The sequence below is a fragment of the Arthrobacter sp. GAS37 genome, assembly GCF_044908325.1.
GTDB classification, from domain to species: Bacteria; Actinomycetota; Actinomycetes; order Actinomycetales; family Micrococcaceae; genus Arthrobacter; species Arthrobacter ramosus.
In genome coordinates, this window is the sequence record NZ_JBIYDB010000052.1 from 1 (window position 1) to 24,153 (window position 24,153).

Here is a 24,153-nt window from a genome sequence, read left to right on the forward strand (position 1 = left end):
ACCAGGACTGGGAACCACCCCGCTGGCCACACCACACCCCCATCACCGACACGGACACGGAGACGGACACATACCCGGGCCAAGACCTGCCCGCATATCCGGAACCGGAACTGCCGGCGGATCCCTTCCCCGACTGGTACTCCTTCACCGCCGCACACCCCTGGCCCGACCCCGAGGACGACGACATGGACGACACCGACGATCCGGGCGAGCCAGGTTTCGTGAACGACCCCTTCCCGGAATGCGGCGCGTTCCAGAGCGCCTGACCGCCTGGAACTAGCAGCCCGACAATGCCCGCTGCGGTCGGGCCTGCCGGTACAAGTACCTGCCTTGCTCTGCGAAGCCGGCGCCCTCGTACAGAGCCCGGGCACCGGTATTCGAGGCCATCACCAGTAGCCAGAACTCGGCCACGCCTCGGTGGCCGCCCGCTTCCAGAAGCGCGTCAAGCACCTGCCGCCCGAAGCCCTGCCGACGGTGTCCGGACCCGGTCGCCATGCAGTAGATGCCTCCCTTGCCGTCCACCAGGGCGAGACGCCCGACGGCGGCCGGGGCGCCGTCGTCGTCCCTGACAAGGGCGTAGATCGAGGGACACGACGCCAGGATCTTCCGCGCAATGTCGAGCTCGGCGTCTCCGCCGCGCCCGTCAACGGACCACCACAACCGGAGCCACTCCTCGGAAGGCTCTTCGGAGATCTCGACGTCGTTGGCCCTGTCGTCGCGCCGGGCACCGGGAAGGGTGCCACCCGGACGGACCATGATGAGGGTCTCGGACTGCCGGGTGAATTGCTGCGCATCAAGCACTGCGTTGAGGCCCGTGCTCCTCTCGTCGTCGAAAACCTGGAAGATCAGCGGCAGGCGCCGGGAGCGGTACCACTGCCTGGCAGCTCGTACTGCCGACTCGTGGTCATCGGCCTGTTCCTTGGGCCAGACTGAGTTTGCCCGCTGTGTGACGCCACCGGCGGCCCGCATGACCCATGCCCCGGTGTCCTCACGGTCCGGGGCGGGCCATGCCCGATCCATCAGCTCTTCGATCAATGCAAGGCTCATTTCCTGTGCCACGCGTCCTCCTCAAAATCAGTCGCCGTCATGCTACGCCGGAGGCCCCCGCAATGTGCGAGGGCCTCCGGGTTACTTCTAGGGTTTCCAGCTACTCCGACTTGGCTGCCGGCGCCGCCTGAGCCTTGGCTTCAGGCTTGAAGTCGACTCCGGCTTCCTTGCGCTGCTGCGCCGTGATGGGCGCAGGAGCAGCGGTCAGGGGGTCGTAGCCGCCGCCCGACTTCGGGAAAGCGATGACGTCGCGGATCGAGTCCACGCCGGCCAGCAGGGCCACGACGCGGTCCCAACCGAAGGCCATGCCGCCGTGGGGAGGTGCGCCGTACTTGAATCCCTCGAGGAGGAAGCCGAACTTGGTCTGCGCGTCTTCCTTGTCCAGGCCCATGAGCTCGAAAACGCGCTCCTGGACATCGGCCTCGTGGATACGGATGGATCCGCCGCCGATTTCGTTGCCGTTGCACACGATGTCGTAGGCGTAGGACAGGGCCGATTCCGGGTCCTTGTCAAAGGAGTCCAGGAACTCGGGCTTAGGGGAGGTGAAAGCGTGGTGCAAGGCAGTCCACTGTCCGCCACCCACCGCGACATCGCCGGAGGCGACGGCTGCGGCTGCTGGTTCGAACATCGGCGCGTCCACGATCCAGACGAAAGCCCAGTCCTTGGGGTCGATCAGGCCGGTGCGGTGGCCGATCTCGACGCGGGCAGCGCCCAGCAGGGCGCGGGACGGTGATTTCTCGCCGGCGGCGAAGAAGATGCAGTCGCCGGGCTTTGCACCCACCGCGTCGGCGAGGCCGGCACGTTCGGTGTCGGTGAGGTTCTTGGCAACGGGGCCCGTGAGCTCGCCGTCTTCCTTGAACAGCACGTAGGCAAGACCCTTGGCGCCACGCTGCTTGGCCCACTCCTGCCAGGCATCCAGCGCGCGGCGGGCCTGCGAGGCTCCGCCGGGCATGACGACGGCGCCGACGTAGGGCGCCTTGAAGACACCGAAGTTCGTGTCCTTGAAGAACTCCGTCAATTCGGTGAGTTCCAAGCCGAAGCGCAGATCCGGCTTGTCGGAGCCGTACTTGGCCATAGCCTCGTGGTAGGTCATGCGGCGGATCGGCGTCGGGATCGCGACGTCGATCAGCTGCCACAGTGCCTTGACGATGCTTTCGCCGAGCTCAATGACGTCGTCCTGGTCAACGAAGCTGGCTTCGATGTCGAGCTGGGTGAATTCCGGCTGGCGGTCCGCACGGAAGTCTTCGTCGCGGTAGCAACGGGCGATCTGGTAGTACTTTTCGAAACCGCCCACCTGGAGCAGTTGCTTGAAAAGCTGCGGTGACTGCGGAAGCGCGTACCAGGATCCCGGTGCCAGACGCGCCGGAACAACGAAGTCACGGGCGCCTTCCGGCGTCGAGCGCGTCAGTGTGGGAGTTTCGATCTCCACGTAACCCTGCCGGTGAAGCAGTTCGCGGGCCACGCGGTTCGCTTCGGAGCGGAGGCGCAGGTTCCGGGCGGGGCCGGGGCGGCGCAGGTCAAGGTAGCGGTGCTTGAGGCGCGCTTCCTCACCGACCTCCACGTGCTCGTCGATCTGGAACGGCAGGGGGTCCGAGGTGTTGAGGATCACCACTTTCTCAGCGATGACCTCGATCTCACCCGTGGCGAGGTGCGGGTTCTCGTTGCCCTCGGGACGCTTGCTCACGGTGCCCACGATCTGCAGCACGTATTCATTGCGCAGGCCGTGGAAGACCTCTTCCTCGCGGACAACCACCTGGGCGACACCGGACGCGTCACGCAGATCGACGAAGGCCACGCCACCGTGATCTCGGCGGCGGCCTACCCAGCCTGCCAGGGTGACGGTCTGTCCAATGTGCTCGGAACGCAAGGATCCGAGGTCATGTGTGCGCAGCACAGCATTCCTTTCAACATGATTTTCAGCGGATCATGGCTAAACGATCCCGTTCGAGTTTACCCGCATGGATGAAGCGTGGCCGCCACGAGGCGCCGCCCTCCCCCGGCCGGCGCCCTCGGGGTTTTGCCTTTGAAGCGCCGGTTCATACCTAGCGCGTGGTGATGCGGACGTGGAGATCGTCGGGTGACGGCTCCCAGCTGGCCGGATCCGCATCGACTTGCTCTCCGGTGCGGATGTCCTTCACCTGGTGCTTGCCGTCGTCGTCCGTGAACCAGACGAAAGGAATGCCGCGGCGGTCTGCAAACTTGATCTGCTTGCCGAACTTCTCGGCCTTGGCCGCTACCTCGGTTGCGATCCCCCGCCCGCGCAGCTGGGCCGCGACATCCTGGGCTGCAGACCAGCTGTCGTCGTTGTTCAGGGCCACAAGCACTGCCGTGGGAACCGAGCGCGACGCCGTCGCGAATTCCTGGCTCAGGATGCGGGAGACGAGGCGGGTCACGCCGATCGACAGACCGACGCCGGGGAACTTGCGGTTGCCCTTGCTGGCGAGGGCGTCGTAGCGGCCGCCGGAGCAGATGGACCCGAGCTGCTCGTGCCCTACCAGGACGGTTTCGACGACGGTACCGGTGTAGTAGTCGAGGCCGCGGGCGATGCTGAGGTCTGCAACAACCTTGCCGGGGGCGCGCTGCACGGCAGCCTCGATGACTTGTTCCAGCTCGCTGAGGCCCTCTTCAAGGAGCTCGTCCGAGACTCCGAGGGCTCGCACCTGCGCCACAAAGGACGTGTCCTCGGTGCGGATGCTGGCGAGCTTCAAGGCAAGTGCTGCCTGCTCATCCGTGGCGCCAAGCTCGTTCCTGAGCAATTCGGCAACTTTCGCTTCGCCGATCTTCTCGAGCTTGTCGATGCTGCGAAGCACGCCGGCAGTGTCCGTGAGGCCGATACCGCGGTAGAAGCCCTCGGCCAACTTGCGGTTGTTGATCCGCAGGCGGAAGTCCGGGATGGGAAGGGCGCTCAGCGCTTCCGCAATGACGAGGGCAATCTCGACGTCATAGCGGAAAGGCAGCTCGCCGTCGCCCACGACATCAATGTCCGCTTGCGTGAACTCGCGGGCGCGGCCTTCCTGCGGACGCTCCCCCCGCCACACCTTCTGGATCTGGTAGCGCCGGAACGGGAAGGCGAGGTAGCCGGCGTTCTCGACGACATAGCGGGCAAACGGCACCGTGAGGTCGAAGTGGAGGGCCAAGGCGTTGGGATCTGCCTTGTCCGACTTTCCGCTCTCGTCTCGGGGGGTGTCCTCGTCTTCCTGCAGGCGGCTGAGGCCGTACACCTCTTTGTCGATCTCGCCCTTGCGGAGGAGTTGGCCGACTGTTTCCACAGCGCGGGTTTCAATCGAAGAGAAGCCATGGAGTTCGAACGTCTTGCGCAACGTGTCCAGCACATGCAGTTCCACCAACCGCTCCTGGGGAAGCCACTCGGGGAATCCGGACAGGGAGGCGGTACGTGCCATGGTGGAAATTTCTCCTCAATGATTGCGCGGGCGGGATCTGTCGCCACGAACCAAGGGCCGATTCGGCTCAGGTTAGGCGGGTGTCCAGCCAGTCATGCATAAACTATGTGCGGCAGCCAGTTTATGCTTTCGGCGCCTGCACATCTAATGCGGGCACCAGTTGGGCTTGCCTGCGATGGAAGCTTGTCCAGACAACCAGGAGGACCCTTGTCTACAAGGCCGCGGGACAACCGTGAAGCCAAACGGCGCATCAGGCAGATGGAAGCCAAGCGCGAGCTTCGGCGTGCACAGGGCAAGCGCCGCCGCCGGGACAATGTGATCGCCGTCGGTGTGGCCGCCGCCGCCCTGATTGCCGCCGTCGTGCTCCAACTCACGGTGTTCAACTCGAACCCGAGCGAATCGGAGTTCGCAGCGGCGCAGGCCGGGCTGAGTTCGCCGTCCGCCTCTGCGAACCCATCCGCTTCTGCCGCAGCGACAGGCTCGAATAGTGCCGGCATTCCCAAAGCGGACACCGCCGCGGGTAAGACGTTCACTGGCCAGCTCAGCCTCAATGGAGGGGCAGTCGGCGTCGAACTGGATGGCACAACAGCTCCCCAGGCCGCAGCCGTGTTCAAATCCCTGACTGATGCGGGTTATTACAGCGGGCTCAAGTGCCCTCGACTGACCACCGCCGACAACTTCTCGGTGCTGCAGTGCGGAGCCAAGGGGACGGACACCACCGACGACCCCAACTTCCACTGGGGACCACTGGAGAACACGCCCGCCAACAACACCTACCCGGCCGGAACCATCGCCGTCGCCAGGACCGGCAACAACGCCTACGGCAACGGGCACCAATTCTTCATCGTGTACAAGGACACGGTCATTCCCCCGGATTCTGCCGGCGGGTACACGATCGTCGGCAAGGTGACGAGCGGCATGGATGTGGTGACGAAGATTGCCCAGGCAGGTATTAATCCGGGTAGCAGCGCCACCGACGGCGCCCCTGTGGCACCTGTCACGATAGACTCGTTTTCTCTGAAGTAACCAGCCCGGGCCACGGTCCACGGCGCATTACCTTAGTAATCCCTCCAAGCGAAAGACTTTTAGCGGTGACAGACAGTCAGAAATCCGACGAAACTGCAGTAGTGGCCAACGACGAAGAAATCCAGGCACCCGTAGCTGAGCAAACCGGCGTCGAGTCAGCTGCCCCGGCTGAGCCCGCTGCCCCGGTAGCCGACACCCCGGAAGAGCCCGCTGCCCCGGTAGCCGACGCGGCAGAGCCCGCTGCCCCGGTAGCCGACGCGGCAGAGCCCGCTGCCCCGGTAGCCGACGCGGCAGAGCCCGAAGCGGCCGAGTCCGCCCCCAAGCCTGCTTCTCCGGCGCCACGTCCGGCCCCCTCGCATGCACCCTCTCCCGCGGCATTTGCTGCCCGGCCGAAGGCAGCGGCCAGTGTGATTCCGGCCGCGCCGGCGGCCCAGCCTACGGCTGTGTCCCTTGCGGAAGCCGCCAAATGGGGGCGAGCGGAGGGTGACGGCCACGTCTTCCTGACCATCGACGGCGAAGAGCAGCCGGTGGGACAGTATCCGGGCGTGAGCACTGACGAAGCGCTGGCATACTTCGCCCGGAAGTACGACGACGTGGTCGCCCAGATCGTTTTGATGGAACACCGCGTGGAGTCCAAGGCCCCGGCCACGGACATGCAGAAGACGGTCGAGCACCTGCGCGAGCAGCTGGCTGAGCGCAACATGGTAGGCGATATCCGCACTGCGGAAGCCCGTCTTGATGCCTTGGCCGGACAGATCTCCGAATTGGAGAAGTCCGAGAAGGCAGCGCACGACGCCGCCCGCTCCGCAGAGCTCGCGGCACGCGAGGCGATCGTGGCCGAAGCCGAATCCATCGCGTCCCAGGACCCGTCCCAGGTCCAGTGGAAGACGTCGAGCGCCCGCATGAACGAACTCTTCGAGAGTTGGAAGACAGCGCAAAAGAACGGCATCCGGCTTGGACGAAGCAACGAGGACGCACTGTGGAAGCGGTTCCGCTCGGCCCGTACCGTCTTCGACCGCCACCGCCGCGCCTACTTCTCGCAGTTGGACAGCACCAACTCGGCCGCCAAGGTCGCCAAGGAACAGCTGATCGTCGAGGCCGAAGCCCTCTCCAGTTCCACGGACTGGGGTTTCGCGGCGGGCGAATACCGCCGGCTCATGGACCAGTGGAAGGCTACGCCCCGCGCCAGCCGCAAGGACGACGACGCCCTCTGGCTCCGGTTCCGTGCCGCGCAGGACGTCTTCTTCAGCAACCGCCAGGCTGCCAACGATGAGATCGACCAGCAGTACACAGCGAACCTTTCCGTCAAGGAAGAGCTCATTGTCGAGGCCCAGGCCCTGCTGCCGATCACGGATCTCAATGCTGCCAAGAAGGCCCTCCAGTCCATCCGTGACCGCTGGGAAGAAGCCGGAAAGGTCCCCCGCGCCGACATGGGCAGGATCGAAGCCGGCCTGCGCAAGGTTGAGGACGCCGTCCACGAAGCCGAAGAGGACAAGTGGCGCCGGAGCAACCCGGAGACCAAGGCCCGCACCAACAGCGCCCTGTCGCAGCTGGAGGCGGCCATCGCCGGTCTGAGGGAAGACCTGGAAAAGGCTGAAAAGGCCGGAGACCAGCGCCGCATCAAGAATGCACGTGAGGCCCTTGAGGCCCGCGAGGCTTGGCTCGACCAGATCCAGCGCTCGGCCGGCGATCTCGCCTAACAGCATGGGCTGACAGTACTACCTGAGCTGACAGGCTCCGTCCTGGTTATCCACATAACCGGGACGGGGCCTGTTCCCGTTGCGGAGGCCACGCAATGATTGCTGAATGGCCCCAGGATTCCCGCCCCCGCAACAACAGGACTTCCCTGCCCAGGAACTTTACGCGCCTAGCCCGATGTTCACGTGGGCCGAGCTTCAATCGATGGCCGCGGACGGGGTGCTCACCCCGCTTTACGAGAAGAGCTTCATTCCTCCCGGGCTGGATGTCACGCCTAGGCTCCGCGCCCGCGCGGCCGCGCTGGTGGTTCCGGATCGCATTCGCAGGAAGGTCATTGCGGGCCGCATGACAGCGGCCTGGATCTACGGTTGCGCGGATGCCCCTGAGAGGCTTTCGCTCCTGGTGGACGCCAAACACCGTATATCGAGCCTGCGTTCGGCCCGGGGCTGCATCCTCCACGAAGTCCGCTTGGGCCAACTGGACGTGGTCAGCATCGGCGGGCTGCTCGTGACCAGTCCCCTGCGGACGGCCGTGGATGTGGCGCTCCACGTCGAAGCCAGCAGAGCCGTGCCGGCGCTGCGAATGCTGCTGTCCCAGGATGAGTTGGGTGTCCGGCTGCGGCTCTTGACCCTCGCGGTGGAGGCGTCCGCAAGGGTGCCCCACAAGAAGGCTGCTTTGCGCACCCTCGCGGCGCTGGCTTTGACCGCTGACGCACCGGCTCAAATCGCTGACGCGCCGCAGGCCGAGGTATTCCCACCTGAGGCGGCCGCCTGAGTTGCTACAGCTTAGCTTCTCCTGCGGTTCCCCGTGGTCCTGTAGACATCGAAGACGCCGTCGATCCTGCGCACGGCACTGAGCACGTGGTGCAGGTACTTCGGATCGCCCATTTCGAAAGCGAAGCGGGAGATGGCAACCCGGTCGCTGGATGTGTGCACCGAAGCAGCCAGGATGTTGACGTGGTTTTCCGACAGCACGCGGGTGACGTCCGAGAGCAACGACTTCCGGTCCAGTGCTTCCACCTGGATCTCAACCAGGAAGACGCTGGATTGGGTCGGAGCCCATTCAACCTCGACGATGCGATCGGGCTGGTCACGGAGATCCGAGACATTCGTACAGTCCGTGCGGTGCACCGACACGCCCGAGCCCCGCGTCACGAACCCGAGGATCGGATCGGGCGGTACGGGCGTGCAGCAACGGGCCAGCTTCACCCAGACGTCGCCTACGCCCCGTACTATGACGCCGGAGTCCGAGTACCGGGTCTTCTGGAGTTGCGAGGGAATACTGACTTCGTCCAGGTCCTCATCGGGCGTCTCATGGCCGCCAAGGTGCTCCATGAGTTTTTCCATGACGGACTGAGCCGAAGTATGCCCATCGCCCACACCGGCATACAGGCCGGAAATGTCGACGTAGTGGAATTCCTCCGCCACCGTGGACAGGGCGTCATGTGTCATGAGCCGTTGCAGGGGCAGGTTCTGCTTGCGCATGGCCCGGGTCAGCTGGTCCTTGCCGCGCTCGATGGCCTCTTCGCGGCGTTCCTTGCTGAACCACTGCCGGATCTTGTTGCGGGCCCGGGCGCTCTTGACGAAATGCTGCCAGTCCTGGCTCGGTCCTGCGCCTTCGGCCTTGGAGGTGAAGATCTCCACCCAGTCGCCATGATTGAGCTCGCTGTTAAGCGGAACCAGCTTGCCGTTGACCCGCGCACCGATGGTCCGGTGACCCACCTCGGTGTGCACCGCGTAAGCGAAGTCCACCGGCGTCGATCCTGCGGGAAGGGCCATGACCTCACCCTTGGGGGTGAAGACGAACACCTCCCGGGCGTTGATCTCAAAACGGAGCGAGTCCAGGAATTCCCCCGGATCCGATGTTTCCTGCTGCCAGTCGACCAAGGAACGCAGCCAACCCATGTCGCCGTCCTTGGGACTCCCCGGGCCAACGGCGGTCCGGTTGGGCTGATCCTTGTACTTCCAGTGAGCCGCCACACCATACTCGGCCCGGCGGTGCATTTCGTGGGTACGGATCTGGATCTCGACGGGTTTGCCCCCGGGCCCGATGACGGTGGTGTGCAAGGACTGGTACATGTTGAACTTCGGCATGGCGATGTAGTCCTTAAACCGCCCCGGCAGGGGGTTCCAACGCGAATGCAAGGTGCCAAGAGCTGCGTAACAGTCCCGGACGGAGTCCACGAGGACGCGCACGCCCATGAGGTCGTTGATGTCGTCGAAGTCCTTGTCCCGGACGATCATCTTCTGGTAGATCGAGTAGTAATGCTTGGGGCGGCCCGTGATGGTGGCCTTGATGCGGGCGACGCGCAGGTCTTCGGCAATCTGGTTGCGGATGACGCTCAGGCTCTTCTCGCGCTCCGGAGTGCGGTCCCCCACCATCCGGACGATTTCTTCATACACCTTCGGGTACAGAGCGGCGAAGGAGAGATCCTCAAGTTCCCATTTGATGGTGTTCATGCCGAGGCGGTGGGCCAGCGGCGCAAAGATCTCAAGTGTTTCGCGCGCTTTGCGTGCGGATGATTCAGCGGAAACAAAGCGCCACGTACGGGCATTGTGTAGGCGGTCGGCGAGCTTGATCATCAGCACCCGGATGTCCTTGGCCATGGCCACGACCATCTTGCGGACAGTCTCGGACTGTGCAGCCTCACCGAATTGGACCTTATCCAGCTTGGTGACACCGTCCACGAGCATCGCGACCTCCGGGCCGAAATCGCACGTCAGGTCAGCGAGGGTGTAGGGAGTGTCCTCCACAGTGTCGTGCAAGAGTGCAGCGGCCAGGGTTGTGCCGGTGAGCCCCAATTCAGCCAGGATCGTGGCCACTGCCACGGGGTGCGTGATGTACGGATCGCCGCTCTTCCGCTTCTGCCCCTGATGGCTGCGCTCGGCCACGGTAAAGGCCCGCTGGATGAGATCGAGGTCTTCCTTGGGGTTGTTTGCCCTGACTGTCCGCAGGAGCGGTTCGAGGATGGGCGAATAGGTGCTCGTGCCCCGTCCAGTCAATTTCGCCAGCCTCGAGCGCGTCCGCTCGCGCCGTCCGGGGAACGTCGGGCGCACGCCCGGGCTGTCCACGGGCACACCATCAACGGTGCTTCCCGTAGCTGCAGTTGCGGTGCCGGGCACGCGGCTCAGGCCGTCCTCTCCGCCCGCCGGCAGCGCCGACGTCGTACGTTCCTCCACAAAAGCACCTCTCGCGACTGACTTAATTCTCCCAGTCTATTCCCGCTGGTGACCTGTCCAAGAACCGGTACCCAGATGACGGATCCAGGAACGGAAAGGGCCGGTCACCGCTTTTCAGCGGTGACCGGCCCTTCAACGGGAAACCAGGCTAAACGGCGGCGGCTTCCGAGTTCGCGCTGGCGGCTGCCGCGCGTCGGGTTGCCACCTTCTTGGCCTGCTTCTGCAACTCGGGTTCGCTCTGGCGCAGCCAGGCGTAGAGCGGAGCCGCGATGAAGATCGTGGCCGCCGTACCGATCAGGATGCCGACGAACAACGCGAGGGACAGGTCCCGGAGCGTGCCTGCTCCCAACAATCCGGCACCGATGAAAAGAATCGCGGCGACGGGCAATACTGCCACCATCATGGTGTTGATGGAGCGCACCAGGGTCTGGTTGACGGCAAGGTTCACCTCTTCGGCGAAAGTGCGCCGGCTGGAGGTGGTGATGTCCGAGGTGTTTTCACGGATCTTGTCGAAAACCACCACGGTGTCGTAAAGCGAGTAGCTCAGAACCGTCAGGAAGCCGATGATGGCCGACGGTGTCACCTCGAAGTCGCTCAAGGAGTAGATACCGGCCGTGCAGAACATCGTGACCAGCATGCCCGCAAGGGCAGAAACCGACATCTTCCAGGTACGGAAGTACAAAGCCATCAAAAGAGCGGCCAAGCCCACGAACACCGCGAGGCCGATCAGTGCCTGCTTGGTGACATCCTGCCCCCAGGTGGGGCCGATGAAGGTCGAGGTGACCTGGTTTTCGGTGACGCCATAGGCCTTTGCGAGATCCGTTTTGATCTTAATGGTCTGGTCATCGCTGAGTTTGTCGGTCTGGATACGCATGGTGCTGCCGGCGACGTTGGCGACGCGCGGAACGGCACCGGGAACGACGTCGTGGACTGCCTTTTCGCCCGGGGCGGACTCGGTGGTCTTCACATTGGACACCGTGAACTCGGAACCGCCCCGGAAGTCGATTCCGAGGTTGTAGCCGCCCTTGACCACCGGCAGGAGGATGGAGATCGCCACTGCCACTGCGGCGATGATGAACCAGATCTTCTTGCTGGATACGAAGTTGTAAGAGCGCTTGCCCGTGTAGAGCTCGTTGCCGAACTTTGCGAAGCTCGTGGTCATTACTTCTCCTCCTTGGTGCCGTTGGAAGAACCAGCCAGCTGAGCTTGCTTCTCGGCAAGCCGACGTTCGGCGATGGTCATACGGCGCTCGGCTTCCGCGGCAGCACCGGTGTTGCGCGCGCGCACGACGGCGGGCTTCTCCGTCGGCGTGCGGAGCCTGCCGGCACCGCGGTACAGCGGCACGGCGCCCAGGCGCTCAGGGTCGAGGCCGGAGAAGCGGTGCCCTTCCCCGAAGAACTTGGTCCGGGACAGCACCTGGAGCGTGGGGTGCGTGAACATGAACACGACCAGGAGGTCCGCCAGCGCGGTGAGGCCAAGGGTGAAGGCGAACCCGCGGACGTTTCCAACAGCGACGAAGTACAACACCAGGGCAGCGAGCAAGTTGACGGCCTTGGACGCAAGCACCGTGCGCTTGGCGCGCTTCCAACCATTCGCGACGGCGGACACGAGGCCCTTGCCCTCACGAAGTTCGTCACGGATGCGCTCGAAGTACACGATGAAGGAGTCGGCTGTCTGGCCAATGGCCACAATGAGACCAGCCACACCGGCCAGGGACAGCCGGTAGTTTTCAGTCCAGCCAAGGATCGCGATGGCGAGGTACGTGAGTCCGCCGGCCACCACGAGGGAGAGGATCGTGACGAAGCCCAAGGCCCGGTACTGGAAGAGCGAATAGACCACCACGAGCAGGAGCCCGATCACACCGGCCAGCAGGCCAAGACGCAGCTGCTCGCCACCGAGGGTGGCGGAAATCTGTTCCTCGGACTGGATATCGAAGCTGATGGGCAAAGCGCCGTAGCGGAGCTGGTCCGACAAGGCCTGTGCGGAGGCTTGCGTGAAGTTGCCGGTGATCTGCGGCTTGCCGTCGGTGATGACGGCGAGGGCACGAGGCGCGGAAATGACCTGGTCATCCAGGACGATGGCGAACTGGGCTTTGGGGTCGTTGCCGCCCTGTGCCTGCGATGCCACGTAGAACTGGTTGAGCCTCTGGGTAACGTCCTTGAAGGTCTTGGTGGCGTTGGAATCGAACGTGATAGTGACGCCCCACGCATTGGTGACCGAGCCCTGTGCGCCCTGGACGGGATCGAAGGAGGACGAAACGATGTCCTGGCCCTTCACCTCGACCGGGCCAAGGATGTATTTAACGGCAGGAGTCTTGGCAGTTGCGGGCTCGCAGGTCACCAGCGGCTTGGCGGGATCTGAGCGCGGCTGCTTGTCCTGGGCCGGATTGACGCAGTCCAGGGCTTCGAAGGCCTTGTAGACGTCCGCTGTCACCCAGTTGCTGTCGCTTGCGTTGGCCGGCGCGGCCGTGGGCTTGGGCAGGCTCGCGTCCGGCGTCCGTGATGCGACCGGAACGGCCGCAGGGTCTCCGGTGGTGATCACCGGACGGAAGTTCATGTCGGCAGATGCCTGGATCAGTGCACGGGTTTCCGAACTTGGCGTCCCGGGAAGGCTTACCACGACGTTACGGCCGGACTGCGTGGTGATTTCCGCTTCGGCAACGCCGGAGCTGTCAACGCGTTGACGGATAATCGCGACGGCCTGGTTCAACTGTTCTTCGTTGATGCCGGTAGATCCTTCGACCTTGGGTGCGAGAATCATTTGCGTGCCGCCCTCGAGGTCAAGCGCGAGCTTTGGGGCCCAGCTGGCGTGACCAGTGAGAACACCGCCACCGAGGACTGCTGTCAGTACAGCGAATATTGCGACAAGCCAGATCAGCACCCTGCGGGCTGCATTTTTGTGGCCGGTTCGTGCCATGTTCGATCTTCCTGTTGATGACGGAACAGCCGCCGACGTGCACTGGTGAGCGCAGGCCGGCGGCGATTCATTGCCGTAGAACTATTCCCGCTTGTAGAGCGGGTACGGGCTAGCTGTCCTTCTTGCCCTCATCATTGAGGCGCTTGAGGCTTTCCTCCGGGGTCTCCGTGGATGCCGACGCGTCGGTGTCAGCGTCCGTCAGCGACGACGCGTCATCCGGAACGTCAACTGAGGCCTCCTCGACGGGCTCAACAATCTTGGTAACGGCCTGGCGGTGCACCGTGGCGAGGTTGCCCGGAGACAGTTCAAGGACAACTTTGTTCTCAGCGTCGTCCATCGAGACGATCCGGCCGAACAAACCAAAACTGGTCATGACGTCAACGCCGGGAGCGAACTGGGACTGCAGCTTGGCCTGCGTTTGCTGCGTCTTTTTGTTGCGGCGGAACATCATGAAGATGAAAACGCCAAGCATGGCAAACAGCAGGATTGTCATTGGATCCACAGGGAAGTTCCGTTCTTTACTTACGTTTTTGGTTTCACGGCTATGTCTGCCCGGTGGATCCGGCGGCCGTGGAGCTTTCCCCCACTTGGCCGCACAATGCTCCGACGGGCGGGCACAGAACCAAGGACTCGAACGTGCCGAGTGTCATACCAGTCTAGAGGCTAAAGCTGAATAGATCGTGCTAACGGCCGGTATCGATGATTTCGGCCTCATTTTCGCTGTTCTCGAACAACGCCAGCGGGTCCTGCCCGAACACTCCTGCCGGCACCGCATATCCAAGGTGGGTCCATGCGGACGCCATCGCAATCCTGCCGCGCGGCGTACGCCCCAAAAGGCCTTCGCGCACGAGGTACGGCTCGGCGACCGTTTCGACGGTCTCCGGCTCCTCCCCGACGGCGATCGCGAGGGTGGAGAGCCCCACGGGACCACCGTTGAACTTGAGGATCAAGGCCTCCAGTACGGCACGGTCCAAGCGGTCCAAGCCGCGCTGGTCCACCTCATACATGTCCAACGCGGCGGAGGCGGCACGGGCATCGATCTGCTCGATGCCGTGGACCAAAGCCCAGTCCCGGACACGGCGCAGCAGCCGGTTGGCGATACGCGGAGTTCCACGGGAACGGCCCGCGATCTCGCTGAACCCGGCCGAGTTGACCTTAAGATCAAGCAATCCGGCCGAGCGACGCAGAACCAATTCAAGCTCCGCCACGGAATAGAACTCCAAGTGCCCGGTAAAACCAAAACGGTCACGCAGCGGACCAGGCAGCAGGCCAGCCCGTGTGGTGGCGCCAACGAGGGTGAACGGCGGCAGCTCAAGCGGAATAGCAGTGGCGCCCGCACCCTTGCCCACCACGATGTCCACCCGGAAATCTTCCATGGCCATGTACAGCATTTCCTCTGCAGGCCGGGACATCCGGTGGATTTCGTCGAGGAACAGGACCTCGCCCTCAGAGAGCGAGGAGAGGATGGCAGCGAGATCTCCCGCGTGCTGGATGGCGGGCCCGCTGCTGATGCGCAAGGGAGCGTTCATCTCGGCAGCGATGATCATGGAGAGCGTGGTCTTGCCCAGCCCCGGGGGGCCAGAAAGCAGGACGTGGTCCGCGCTGCGGCCGCGCATTCTCGAGGCCTCCAGTACGAGCGAGAGTTGCTTTCGGACGCGGTGCTGGCCGACGAAGTCGTGCAGGTTCTTCGGGCGCAGTGCGGCCTCGATGATGCGCTCTTCGGGTTCCTCTCCCCCGGTCACGAGGGACTGCTCAGCCACGGCTGCCTACCCGGTTTCCAGCGCGGGCGCCGTCCTGCCCAAGCCAGCGAAGGGTTGCACGCAGGATCTGGGCGACGTTGCCGGCGTCGGCAAGTTCCGGAGAATCGGCCATTGCCTTGTCGATGCTGCCGGCTGCGTCCTTCTCCGACCAGCCGAGGCTCGTCATTGCAGCGACCACCTGCGGTTTCCAGACCGACTCGGCCGCGACGGCGGGGACGGCCCCCGGCGCGGTGCCGTGAGGAACGAGTTTGCCCGCAAGCTCCAGCACGATCCTGCCGGCGACCTTCGGACCGATGCCCGGGACCTTGGTGAATGACTTGGCGTCACCGGAATGGGCGGCCACCCGGATCGCTTCGGGCTCATGGACCGCCAGGACCGCGAGGGCCAGCCGCGGCCCCACCCCGCTCACACTGAGCAGGACATCGAAAACTTCCCGTTCGTCGTCGTTCGAGAAACCAAAGAGCGTCAGGGAGTCCTCCCGGACGATCAACGAAGTGAACAGCTTCGCTTCCTCGCCGACATGCAGGTGGCTGAGGGTTTGGGGCGTGGCGTAGACGCTCATACCGGCACCGTTGAGATCGATGACGGCCGTGGAGAGACTGACGTGTGCCACGGTTCCGCGGAGAAAACTGATCAAGACCCGGCTCCTGAAGTACTGCCCCGCGCATGCTGCGCCGCGGGCTATCCGAACATATCTACGAATACCCTAGCAAGGGCCACCGACATTTACCGGGCGCGGCGCGCTTTCGCTTCGGCTTCAGCCCACGCTCGCTGGGCCGGCGTCAACGCACTGCTCCCTGGCCCTGTGGTGGCAACGGCGGCACCGCTGCCCGCCCGCCAAGCATGCGTGACGGCGAGGGCCAATGCGTCCGCGGCGTCGGCCGGGCGCGGCGGGGCGTCCAGTCGCAGGATCTTGGTGATGAGTTTTGTCACCGCTTCCTTGTTGGAGGTGCCGCTTCCCGTGACGGCAGCTTTGACCTCCGACGGCGTGTGGAGCGCCACCGGGATGCCGCGCCGCGCAGCGGCCGCGATGACCACGCCGGACGCCTGTGCGACGCCCATGACCGTACTGACGTTCAACTGGGAGAACACCCGTTCGACCGCAAGAACATCGGGTTTGTACAGGTCCAGCCATTCATCGATGGCCTTGGCGATGACCAGCAATCGCTGGTCCAATGATTGTTCCGGGGAGGTTCCCACGACGCAGACGGCCACCATCGTGGCGCGGCGGTTCCGTTCGACGTCGACCACTCCGATGCCGCAACGGGTGAGGCCCGGATCGACTCCCAATACGCGAAGAGTCAAGTCCGGGCCTCCCTGTTTGTTATGAAGCTGTGTTGCAAGTGGGCGCTACTCGGCTTCGAGCGCAGCCTGGACTTCCTCGCTCATGTCCGCGTTGGTGTACACGTTCTGGACGTCGTCGAGATCCTCAAGGGCGTCGACGAGCTTCATGAACTTCTTGGCTCCGTCGAGGTCCAGCGGCACCTGCATGGACGGGACGAATTCAGCTTCGTCCGTCTCGTATTCGATGCCGGCTTCCTTGAGGGCTTCGCGGATTGCCTGGAGATCGGTGGGCTCCGAGTGGATTTCCCAGTTCTCGCCGTTGTCCTTGACTTCCTCGGCGCCGGCGTCGAGCACGGCCATCAGGATGTCGTCTTCGCTGAGCCCGTTCTTGGGCAGGTTGACGACGCCCTTGCGGGTGAAGAGGTAGCTCACCGAGCCGGGGTCGGCAATGGTGCCGCCGTTGCGGGAGATAGCCAGCCGGACCTCGGAGGCAGCACGGTTCTTGTTGTCCGTGAGGCACTCGATCAGAAGGGCGGAACCCTGAGGGCCGCGGGCTTCGTACATGATCTCGGTGTAGTCGACCACTTCGCCGGTCAGGCCGGCTCCGCGCTTGATGGCGCGGTCGATGTTGTCAGCGGGGACCGATGTCTTCTTGGCTTTGGTGACGGCCAGTTCCAGGCTGGGGTTGCCGGCAAGGTCCGGTCCGCCCATGCGGGCCGCGACTTCGATGTTCTTGATCAGTTTGGCGAACGACTTGGCCCGGCGGCTATCGAGGATGGCCTTCTTGTGCTTGGTCGTCGCCCATTTGGAGTGGCCTGACATGCTTTAAACTTCCCCTCTGATCATTCGAATAAACAATTCATGCACGCGCTTCTCCCCAGTCACTTCCGGGTGGAAGGAGGTGGCCAGCAACCGACCTGAGCGCACTGCAACAATTCTAGCCAACCCGTGCAAAGTGTCCGTGTGGGTGGCATTTCCCGGTTCCACCTGGGCAAGGATTTCGACGCCGGGACCGACGCGTTCCACCCACGGTCCGCGGATGAAGACGGCGTGGACGGGGTCGACGCCGGACTCGCCTGCGCTGAACTCGAGGCCTTTGAAGTCAAGGTCGGTTTCGAAAGACTCGCGCTGCCGCCCGAAGGCGTTGCGACGGACCGTGATGTCCAATCCGCCGAAAGTCTGCTGCGGATTCCCGGCGAGGTCCGTGGCGGGATCGGCGATGTCGTCGGCCAGCAGGATCATGCCGGCGCAGGATCCATAGACCGGCAGGCCGGACGCGATCTGCTTGCGGATGGGATCGGCGAGTTCAAAGATGCGCGCCAGCTTGTCGATAGTGGTCGACTCGCCGCCGGGGATAATGAGGCCGTCAATGTCGTCGAGTTCCGCCGGACGCCGGATGCCGACGCCGGTGGCACCGGCCGCTTCGACGGCGTGGATGTGCTCACGAAAATCGCCTTGTAGTGCGAGGACGCCGATGCGCAGGCCCGAGCCCACGCTTGATGACGCCTCGGAAGGGGGATTGGTCATTCGACCATCATAATGCGCTGCCACTGCTGGCTCGCTCCGGCAACCCCAGAGCTGGCCTACGGCACGTGGTTTATGCACCAACTGGGATATATTACAGAGCATGTTTTCGTTCACCGTTCCACTTGGCAAGCTGGTCCGTGCTGTGTCCCGGTTGCGTGGCGGTGGTTCGGCTTTGCCCGGCCTTGTGGTCGAGAAGATCGACCCCGGCTTCATGCAGAGGACGTTGTCCTCGCTCCCCCACGGCGTGGCGGTGGTGAGCGGAACCAATGGCAAGACGACCACCACCAAAATGGTGGTGGAGCTCTTGGAGAGCCAGGGCCTGAAGGTCTTCACCAACCGGACGGGCAGCAACTTCACCCGTGGCGTCGCAGCTGCGCTCCTGGGTGAGGTGGACTGGCGCGGCAGGCTGCACGCCGACGTCGCGGTATTGGAACTCGATGAAGCTCATGCCGTGCATTTCGTGAACAAGGTGCCGCCGCGCTACTGCCTTCTCCTGAACGTCCTGCGCGACCAACTGGACCGTTTCGGCGAAATCGACGCCACCGCGATGCTCCTTCAGCGCATCGCCGAGCGCACCACCGGCACCGTAGTCCTGAACCGCGAGGACCCCCGGGTCGCCCGTATTGCCGGAGCCGTTAGCGGCCCCGAGGTGCTCTACTTCGGATTGGACGAATCGCTCCGGAGCACCTTCCCGAACGACGACGACATGCGGACCACGGCTCCCGGAACCAGCCCCCGGGGTGACGTTCCCGCCTCCCCGGCGGCCGACGTCGTACTCCGCCGGGTCGGTACCGATGACGCCGACTTCGAGTTCGACGGAACCCGCGTGTCGACGCACATGAAACTCCGAGGTGTCTACAACATCTTCAATGCCGCGGCCGCGTTGGTGCTGGCCAGGAGCATCACCGGGGCAAGCGGAAGGCCCGGCGATGCGGCCAAGCTGGTCAAGGCGCTCTCCGAGGTGGCTCCGGCCTTTGGCCGCGGGGAGAGCCTGACGGTGGATGGCCAGCCCCTTGAGTTGGTCCTGGTGAAGAACCCGAGTGGTTTCCGCCTGGGCCTGAAGTCATTCCCGGCGAAGGGCTACGCGTCCATGATCGCCATCAACGACAACTATGCCGACGGCCGTGACATGTCGTGGCTCTGGGATGTTGAATTCGAATCCCTGCGCGAGGACGGTGTCGAGGTCCTGACCGGCGTCCGTGCATACGACATGGCCCTGCGCCTCCAGTACGACGAGGTCCGTTTCGGTTCAGTGGACACAGACATCCCTGCAGCCCTGGCTGAATTCATCCGGGGGTCGGCGGGCAAGCCGAAACGCGTCTTCTGCACGTACACCGCGATGTTGGCCATCCGGCGCGAACTCTCCAAAATCACCACAGTAGAGGTGGTCTCATGACCCCGGCCGAAGACACCGCCCTCCACGCCAGCAAGGGCACCATCCGGGTCCTCCAGCTGTATCCCCGTGACATGAACATTTACGGCGACTGGGGCAACGCACTCGTCCTGCGGCAGCGCTTGCTCTGGCACGGTTACACGCCTGAGCTCCTTGAATACAACGTGGGCGACGACTTCCCCGAAGATGTCGATCTCATTGTGGGCGGCGGCGGCCAGGACAGTGGCCAGGTAGTCATCCAGGACGATCTCCAGGCACGAGGCGGGCAACTCCGCGAGATGGCAGACGACGGAACGCCCATGTTGGTTATTTGCGGTCTCTACCAGCTTTTCGGCAAGTTCTTCAAGACAAAGACCGGCCCCGTCATCCCCGGCATCGGCATCCTGGATGTCGAGACCGTCGGCACCGATGAACGCCTCATCGGAAACGTCACGCTCACCTCGCCCGAGTTCGGCGAAATAATGGGCTACGAAAACCACAGCGGACAGACTGCCCTGGGTCCCGGCGTCGAGCCCCTCGGCACCGTGTCCAAGGGTGCCGGCAACAACAGCAAAGACAACCATGAAGGCGCCAGGCACCGGAATGTTGTTGCCAGCTACCTGCACGGTTCCTTGTTGCCCAAGAATCCTGCGATCGCCGATTTCCTGATCCGGACCGCAGTCGAACGCAAGTACGGCACTTTCGTCCCCGGAACGCCCGACGACGGCTTCGCCCGCCTGGCGCGTGAACATGCGGCGCGGCGGCCGCGCTAACACGAGGAAAACCGTTGTGGGCGGGGGCCTTGCATGAAAGGGTTGCTTCATGACGAACCCACTCTTGGAGCCGAGTACCCTTCCCTTCGGACTGCCGCCCTTCGCAACGATCCGGGACAGCCACTACGCCGAAGCTGTGGATGCCGGCCTCGCTGAGCACCTGGCCGAAATCCAGTCCATCGTGGAGAATCCGGAGCCCGCATCCTTCGAAAACACGGCAGTTGCGATGGAACGCTCCGGCCGCCTGCTGGAGCGGGCAGCGGCATCCTTCTTCACGCTGGTTTCTGCCGATGCCTCGGAGGCCATCCGCGAACTCGAAACCGAGCTGTCTCCGCGTTTCGCGAGCCATCAGGACGCGGTCTACCTCAACCGCGGACTGTACGAGCGATTTGCAGCCATAGACACCTCGGGACTTGATGACGAATCCATCCGGCTGGTGCAGGAGTACCTGAGGGAATTCCGCCAGTCGGGGATCCAGCTTGATCCAGATGACCAGGAAAAGCTCAAGGGGCTCAATGCGGAGCTCTCCCGTTTGGGAACGGAGTACGGACAACGCGTCAAGGAAGCCATGAAGGCCGCAGCCCTTGTGGTGGATGACGCCACGGAACTTGCCGGCCTGCCAGCGGACGATATCGCCAGCGCCGCCGAGGCAGCTCGCACGGCCGGGCACGAGGGGAAGTACCTCCTGACCCTCATACAGCCGAGCAACCAGCCTGCTTTGGCTTCTTTGCAGAACCGCGAGCTCCGGCGCCGCCTCTATGAGGCGTCCATCGCGCGGGGCAGTGACGGCGGCAGCCTGGACGTCCTGGAATTGGCGAAGGCGATGGTGCGTTTGAGGGCCGAGAAGGCGAGCCTTCTCGGGTTCGGCAACTACGCTGAACTAGTCATGGACCGCCAGACCGCACCCGACTTCGCGGCCGTGCAGGCGATGCTCAACCGCCTCGCTCCTGCCGCCATCCGAAACGCCGACGCCGAAGCGGCAGCCTTGGCGGAGAGCGCAGGGCACCCGCTGGAAGCCTGGGATTGGGCGTACTACTCCTCGAAGGTCCGGCGGGAGCGCTACGAGGTGGACGAACAGTTGCTTCGGCCCTACTTCGAACTGGATCGGGTACTGGTGGACGGCGTGTTCTTCGCAGCCACGAGCCTCTTCGGTATTACTTTCCACGAGCGCAAAGACCTTGAGGGATATCACCCCGACGTCCGCGTCTGGGAAGTGCGGAACGAGGACGGCTCTGAGCTTGGGCTTTTCCTGGGCGACTACTACTCGCGGGACTCCAAGCGCGGTGGCGCCTGGATGGACTCGCTCGTCGAACAATCAGCACTGCTGGGTACCAAGCCAGTGGTGATCAACAACCTGAACATCTCCAAACCGCCGGCTGGAGAAGCGACGCTTCTCACCCTGGACGAAGTACGGACCACTTTCCACGAGTTCGGCCATGCCTTGCACGGGCTCTTCTCCAACGTCACGTATCCGCGGTTTTCCGGAACCTCGGTGCCCCGGGACTTTGTGGAGTATCCGTCACAGGTGAACGAGATGTGGATCATGTGGCCCGAGATTATCGGCAACTACGCCCGCCACCACGCCACCGGCGAACCGCTCCCCCGGGACACTATTGAACGTCTCAACGAGTCCAAGCTTTGGGGCGAAGGTTTCGCGACCACGGAGTACCTCGGTGCCGCCCTTTTGGATCTGGCCTGGCACGTGTTGGAAGTAGACGGCGTTCCAGACGATGCGCAGGCTTTCGAGGCCAAGGCATTGGCTGCGGCCGGCGTGGCGCACTCCCTCATACCGCCCCGGTACCGCACGGGATATTTCCAGCACATCTTTGCCGGGGATTTCTACGCAGCCGGGTACTACTCCTACATCTGGAGTGAAGTGCTTGACGCGGAAACGGTGGACTGGTTCACGGAAAACGGCGGGCTGCTGCGCCGGAACGGCGAACGATTCCGCTCGGAACTGCTCTCCCGTGGCAATAGCCGGGATCCGTTGGAATCGTTCCGCACCCTCCGGGGCCGCGAGGCCTCCCTCGAGCCCCTCCTGAAGCGCCGCGGACTCGAGTAGCAGAGCTGGCCCAACTGACTCGCAATTGTTGTCGTTTTGGGCCCTCATAACGACATCAACTGCTAGCTACTTGGGTTAACGCACGACGGCGACCGGTCACCGAAAAGGTGACCGGCCGCCGTCGTACTTAGCGGCGCGCAAGGCGTCGGGCGGTGTGATCCGGCAGCGCGCGTAAAAGGGCCCCCGCCCCTCACGGCTGCAAAGCCGCGGCAGCGGGCGCGGGGAATAGCGCGCAGAGGATCAGCGCCGTCCGGCGCACCAATCAAACGCGCGGGGAAAAGCGCCAACCGAGCGCGCCGGCTTAGCTAGGACTTACCAGCCGCGCTCGGCAAGGCGGTGGGGTTCGGGGATTTCCTCGACGTTGATGCCGACCATGGCTTCGCCCAGCCCGCGGGAGACCTTGGCGATGACGTCGGGGTCGTCGAAGAAGGTGGTGGCCTTCACGACGGCGGCGGCACGCTGGGCCGGGTTGCCGGACTTGAAGATGCCCGAACCGACGAACACGCCGTCCGCACCGAGCTGCATCATCATGGCAGCGTCGGCCGGGGTGGCGATGCCGCCGGCGGTGAACAGCACGACGGGGAGCTTGCCGGTCGCGGCAACTTCCTTGACGAGCTCGTACGGGGCCTGCAGTTCCTTGGCCGCGACATAGAGCTCGTCCTCGGGCAGCGTGGAGAGCCGGAGGATCTCGGCGCGGATCTGGCGCATGTGGGTGGTGGCGTTGGAGACGTCGCCGGTGCCGGCCTCGCCCTTGGAGCGGATCATGGCCGCGCCCTCGTTGATGCGGCGCAGCGCCTCACCAAGGTTCGTGGCACCGCAGACGAAGGGAACCGTGAAGTTCCATTTGTCGATGTGGTGGGTGTAGTCGGCCGGGGTCAGGACCTCAGACTCGTCGATGTAGTCCACGCCCAGGGACTGCAGGACCTGGGCCTCGACGAAGTGGCCGATGCGGGCCTTGGCCATGACGGGGATGGACACAGCGGCGATGATCGCATCGATCATGTCCGGGTCCGACATGCGGGACACTCCGCCCTGGGCGCGGATGTCGGCGGGAACGCGCTCGAGCGCCATGACGGCCACGGCGCCGGCATCTTCGGCGATGCGGGCCTGCTCGACATTGACGACGTCCATGATGACGCCGCCCTTGAGCATCTCGGCCATGCCGCGCTTGACGCGGTTGCTGCCCGTAACGCTGGCTGCGGACGAACCGGCTTCGTTGCTTACATCAGGTGTAGACACAAAAACCCCTATGGGTAGATAGAAGACCTTGGCCGGGGCGCAGGCGGACAGGGGCCACACACAGCGCACACCGGATTTCCAGGTCACATTGACCAAGTAACTTCAATACTAGTCCCCTGCGCTGTGCCCGTCGTACTTGATTACCAGCACCGGCCACGCAGTTCCGCCGGCACCGACGGACGCCGCAGACCGCCTGATATAAGGACGAGGACCCGATCGCAAGCTAGCTGGGCTATAAATGTCAGACCCCCGTGACAGGGTTTATTCATGGAAGGCATCGGTCAACTCGTGGCACGTCGGGCAGCCCCGCCCGAGGTCGGGATCGCGTCCTTGGGACGTCTGTCCCGCCGCCTGAAGCCCGTTCCTGCCTGGCATGCCGGGCAGCAAAGCCCGGCCGCCGTGCCGTCGCGGGCCGTGCCGTCGCCCGCACCTGACCTTGATCGGGCACTTGCGGCGATGGATGCGCTGCGCTCAACTGCTGTCTCCGATGCCGGCGTGTTTGCTTTCCCTGATGCCGCGGATTTCGCCGGCAAGGTCGAGGAGATCTCGCGGACGGTGGAGTTTTTGCAGCTCGTGGCCGCCGGGGCCGTGGAGCGGACCCGGCGCGAAGCCCAGGCGGCACGGCAGGCATCCCCGACGCCGGGATGGCGGACCGGCTGGACCGAACCCACCGCAGCCGATACCGCAGCCGCACCGGTCGCGGGAACTGAAGCCGATACTGCTGCCGCGGCCGGCCCGGAAGGCTCTGCCGCCGGCCTTGCGGCAGCAGCCGACGCGGTCGACGACGGGTACCGGAACGCCGCCGAATTCCTGCGCGCCAGGCTGCGGATCAGCATCAGCGAGGCGAGGCGCCGGCTCGCACTGGCCTC

At 64.1% G+C, this 24,153-nt stretch carries 19 protein-coding genes and 2 pseudogenes; 8 read left to right on the plus strand and 13 right to left on the minus strand.

Annotated elements, in window-relative coordinates; translation table 11 throughout:
• Nucleotides 1–266 (plus strand): annotated as a pseudogene (locus ABH924_RS22840) (hypothetical protein); the annotation flags it as partial.
• A gap of 10 nt (nucleotides 267–276) precedes the next feature.
• Here the strand turns inward: ABH924_RS22840 and ABH924_RS22845 are convergent.
• The 3 genes from ABH924_RS22845 to hisS form a co-directional block, all read right to left on the minus strand.
• Nucleotides 277–1,047 carry a GNAT family N-acetyltransferase gene (locus ABH924_RS22845; RefSeq protein ID WP_404502564.1) on the minus strand — a complete coding sequence of 257 codons (771 nt, stop codon included), beginning with the start codon at nucleotides 1,045–1,047 and terminating at the stop codon, nucleotides 277–279.
• A 100-nt stretch (nucleotides 1,048–1,147) separates the two neighbouring features.
• The gene (aspS, locus tag ABH924_RS22850; RefSeq protein ID WP_404502542.1) at nucleotides 1,148–2,941 is read right to left on the minus strand and encodes an aspartate--tRNA ligase; all 1,794 of its coding nucleotides are present in this window, start codon (nucleotides 2,939–2,941) and stop codon (nucleotides 1,148–1,150) included.
• Nucleotides 2,942–3,089: 148 nt separating this feature from the next.
• Nucleotides 3,090–4,448 (minus strand): histidine--tRNA ligase, encoded by a 1,359-nt coding sequence (gene hisS / locus ABH924_RS22855; RefSeq protein WP_234754242.1) that lies wholly within the window; start codon nucleotides 4,446–4,448, stop codon nucleotides 3,090–3,092.
• 258 nt (nucleotides 4,449–4,706) lie between these two features.
• Between hisS and ABH924_RS22860 the strand changes: the two genes are divergently transcribed.
• The 3 genes from ABH924_RS22860 to ABH924_RS22870 all read left to right on the plus strand — a co-directional run bounded on the left by ABH924_RS22860 (nucleotide 4,707) and on the right by ABH924_RS22870 (nucleotide 7,946).
• On the plus strand, nucleotides 4,707–5,474 hold the full coding sequence (locus ABH924_RS22860) for a peptidylprolyl isomerase (RefSeq protein WP_404502566.1): 768 nt from the start codon (nucleotides 4,707–4,709) through the stop codon (nucleotides 5,472–5,474).
• Between the two features lie 65 nt (nucleotides 5,475–5,539).
• Entirely contained in the window at nucleotides 5,540–7,174 is a 1,635-nt protein-coding gene (locus ABH924_RS22865; RefSeq protein WP_404502544.1) for a DUF349 domain-containing protein, read from the plus strand.
• A 106-nt stretch (nucleotides 7,175–7,280) separates the two neighbouring features.
• Nucleotides 7,281–7,946, plus strand: a complete 666-nt coding sequence (locus ABH924_RS22870) for a hypothetical protein (RefSeq protein WP_404502546.1) — start codon at nucleotides 7,281–7,283, stop codon at nucleotides 7,944–7,946.
• Between the two features lie 11 nt (nucleotides 7,947–7,957).
• On the opposite strand, the gene ABH924_RS22875 is transcribed toward ABH924_RS22870, so the two are convergent.
• The 9 genes from ABH924_RS22875 to pdxT form a co-directional block, all read right to left on the minus strand.
• On the minus strand, nucleotides 7,958–10,351 hold the full coding sequence (locus tag ABH924_RS22875) for a RelA/SpoT family protein (protein ID WP_404502548.1): 2,394 nt from the start codon (nucleotides 10,349–10,351) through the stop codon (nucleotides 7,958–7,960).
• 148 nt (nucleotides 10,352–10,499) lie between these two features.
• Nucleotides 10,500–11,513, minus strand: a complete 1,014-nt coding sequence (gene secF, locus ABH924_RS22880) for a protein translocase subunit SecF (protein ID WP_234754246.1) — start codon at nucleotides 11,511–11,513, stop codon at nucleotides 10,500–10,502.
• A complete protein-coding gene (secD, locus tag ABH924_RS22885; RefSeq protein WP_234754248.1) occupies nucleotides 11,513–13,267 on the minus strand; it encodes a protein translocase subunit SecD in 1,755 nt (584 codons plus the stop codon). The genes secF and secD overlap by 1 nt, the downstream gene beginning before the upstream one ends.
• Nucleotides 13,268–13,376: 109 nt before the next feature.
• Nucleotides 13,377–13,760: a preprotein translocase subunit YajC gene (gene yajC, locus ABH924_RS22890; RefSeq protein WP_404502568.1), complete on the minus strand. Its 384-nt coding sequence runs from the start codon at nucleotides 13,758–13,760 to the stop codon at nucleotides 13,377–13,379.
• Nucleotides 13,761–13,950: 190 nt separating this feature from the next.
• A complete protein-coding gene (gene ruvB / locus ABH924_RS22895; protein WP_404502551.1) occupies nucleotides 13,951–15,027 on the minus strand; it encodes a Holliday junction branch migration DNA helicase RuvB in 1,077 nt (358 codons plus the stop codon).
• A complete protein-coding gene (gene ruvA / locus ABH924_RS22900) occupies nucleotides 15,020–15,664 on the minus strand; it encodes a Holliday junction branch migration protein RuvA (RefSeq protein ID WP_404502553.1) in 645 nt (214 codons plus the stop codon). Before ruvA ends, ruvB begins: the two co-directional genes overlap by 8 nt.
• Before the next feature lie 89 nt (nucleotides 15,665–15,753).
• A complete protein-coding gene (ruvC, locus tag ABH924_RS22905; RefSeq protein WP_078108969.1) occupies nucleotides 15,754–16,332 on the minus strand; it encodes a crossover junction endodeoxyribonuclease RuvC in 579 nt (192 codons plus the stop codon).
• 45 nt (nucleotides 16,333–16,377) lie between these two features.
• Nucleotides 16,378–17,133, minus strand: a complete 756-nt coding sequence (locus tag ABH924_RS22910) for a YebC/PmpR family DNA-binding transcriptional regulator (RefSeq protein ID WP_234754258.1) — start codon at nucleotides 17,131–17,133, stop codon at nucleotides 16,378–16,380.
• A 3-nt stretch (nucleotides 17,134–17,136) separates the two neighbouring features.
• On the minus strand, nucleotides 17,137–17,838 hold the full coding sequence (gene pdxT, locus ABH924_RS22915) for a pyridoxal 5'-phosphate synthase glutaminase subunit PdxT (RefSeq protein WP_404502556.1): 702 nt from the start codon (nucleotides 17,836–17,838) through the stop codon (nucleotides 17,137–17,139).
• A 100-nt stretch (nucleotides 17,839–17,938) separates the two neighbouring features.
• Between pdxT and ABH924_RS22920 the strand changes: the two genes are divergently transcribed.
• The 3 genes from ABH924_RS22920 to ABH924_RS22930 are packed head-to-tail and all read left to right on the plus strand — an operon-like array spanning nucleotide 17,939 to nucleotide 22,045.
• Nucleotides 17,939–19,234: a MurT ligase domain-containing protein gene (locus ABH924_RS22920; protein ID WP_404502558.1), complete on the plus strand. Its 1,296-nt coding sequence runs from the start codon at nucleotides 17,939–17,941 to the stop codon at nucleotides 19,232–19,234.
• The gene (locus ABH924_RS22925; protein ID WP_404502560.1) at nucleotides 19,231–19,983 is read left to right on the plus strand and encodes a type 1 glutamine amidotransferase; all 753 of its coding nucleotides are present in this window, start codon (nucleotides 19,231–19,233) and stop codon (nucleotides 19,981–19,983) included. The genes ABH924_RS22920 and ABH924_RS22925 overlap by 4 nt, the downstream gene beginning before the upstream one ends.
• Nucleotides 19,984–20,032: 49 nt before the next feature.
• On the plus strand, nucleotides 20,033–22,045 hold the full coding sequence (locus ABH924_RS22930) for a M3 family metallopeptidase (RefSeq protein WP_404502562.1): 2,013 nt from the start codon (nucleotides 20,033–20,035) through the stop codon (nucleotides 22,043–22,045).
• Nucleotides 22,046–22,357: 312 nt separating this feature from the next.
• Here ABH924_RS22930 and pdxS read toward each other — a convergent pair whose 3' ends face one another.
• Nucleotides 22,358–23,284 carry a pyridoxal 5'-phosphate synthase lyase subunit PdxS gene (pdxS, locus tag ABH924_RS22935; protein WP_284982234.1) on the minus strand — a complete coding sequence of 309 codons (927 nt, stop codon included), beginning with the start codon at nucleotides 23,282–23,284 and terminating at the stop codon, nucleotides 22,358–22,360.
• Between the two features lie 267 nt (nucleotides 23,285–23,551).
• On the opposite strand from pdxS, the pseudogene ABH924_RS22940 reads away from it, so the two are divergent.
• Nucleotides 23,552–24,153, plus strand: a pseudogene (locus ABH924_RS22940) (HNH endonuclease); the annotation flags it as partial.

What these genes read in the sequence shown, in the direction of transcription:
- ABH924_RS22845 (WP_404502564.1), bottom strand. Translation starts at nt 1,047, where the DNA reads ATGAGCCTTGCATTGATCGAAGAGCTGATGGATCGGGCATGGCCCGCC.
- hisS (WP_234754242.1), bottom strand. Translation starts at nt 4,448, where the DNA reads ATGGCACGTACCGCCTCCCTGTCCGGATTCCCCGAGTGGCTTCCCCAG.
- ABH924_RS22860 (WP_404502566.1), top strand. Translation starts at nt 4,707, where the DNA reads ATGGAAGCCAAGCGCGAGCTTCGGCGTGCACAGGGCAAGCGCCGCCGC.
- ABH924_RS22870 (WP_404502546.1), top strand. Translation starts at nt 7,281, where the DNA reads ATGGCCCCAGGATTCCCGCCCCCGCAACAACAGGACTTCCCTGCCCAG.
- secF (WP_234754246.1), bottom strand. Translation starts at nt 11,513, where the DNA reads ATGACCACGAGCTTCGCAAAGTTCGGCAACGAGCTCTACACGGGCAAG.
- secD (WP_234754248.1), bottom strand. Translation starts at nt 13,267, where the DNA reads ATGGCACGAACCGGCCACAAAAATGCAGCCCGCAGGGTGCTGATCTGG.
- yajC (WP_404502568.1), bottom strand. Translation starts at nt 13,760, where the DNA reads ATGACAATCCTGCTGTTTGCCATGCTTGGCGTTTTCATCTTCATGATG.
- ABH924_RS22910 (WP_234754258.1), bottom strand. Translation starts at nt 17,133, where the DNA reads ATGTCAGGCCACTCCAAATGGGCGACGACCAAGCACAAGAAGGCCATC.
- pdxT (WP_404502556.1), bottom strand. Translation starts at nt 17,838, where the DNA reads ATGACCAATCCCCCTTCCGAGGCGTCATCAAGCGTGGGCTCGGGCCTG.
- ABH924_RS22920 (WP_404502558.1), top strand. Translation starts at nt 17,939, where the DNA reads ATGTTTTCGTTCACCGTTCCACTTGGCAAGCTGGTCCGTGCTGTGTCC.
- ABH924_RS22925 (WP_404502560.1), top strand. Translation starts at nt 19,231, where the DNA reads ATGACCCCGGCCGAAGACACCGCCCTCCACGCCAGCAAGGGCACCATC.
- ABH924_RS22930 (WP_404502562.1), top strand. Translation starts at nt 20,033, where the DNA reads ATGACGAACCCACTCTTGGAGCCGAGTACCCTTCCCTTCGGACTGCCG.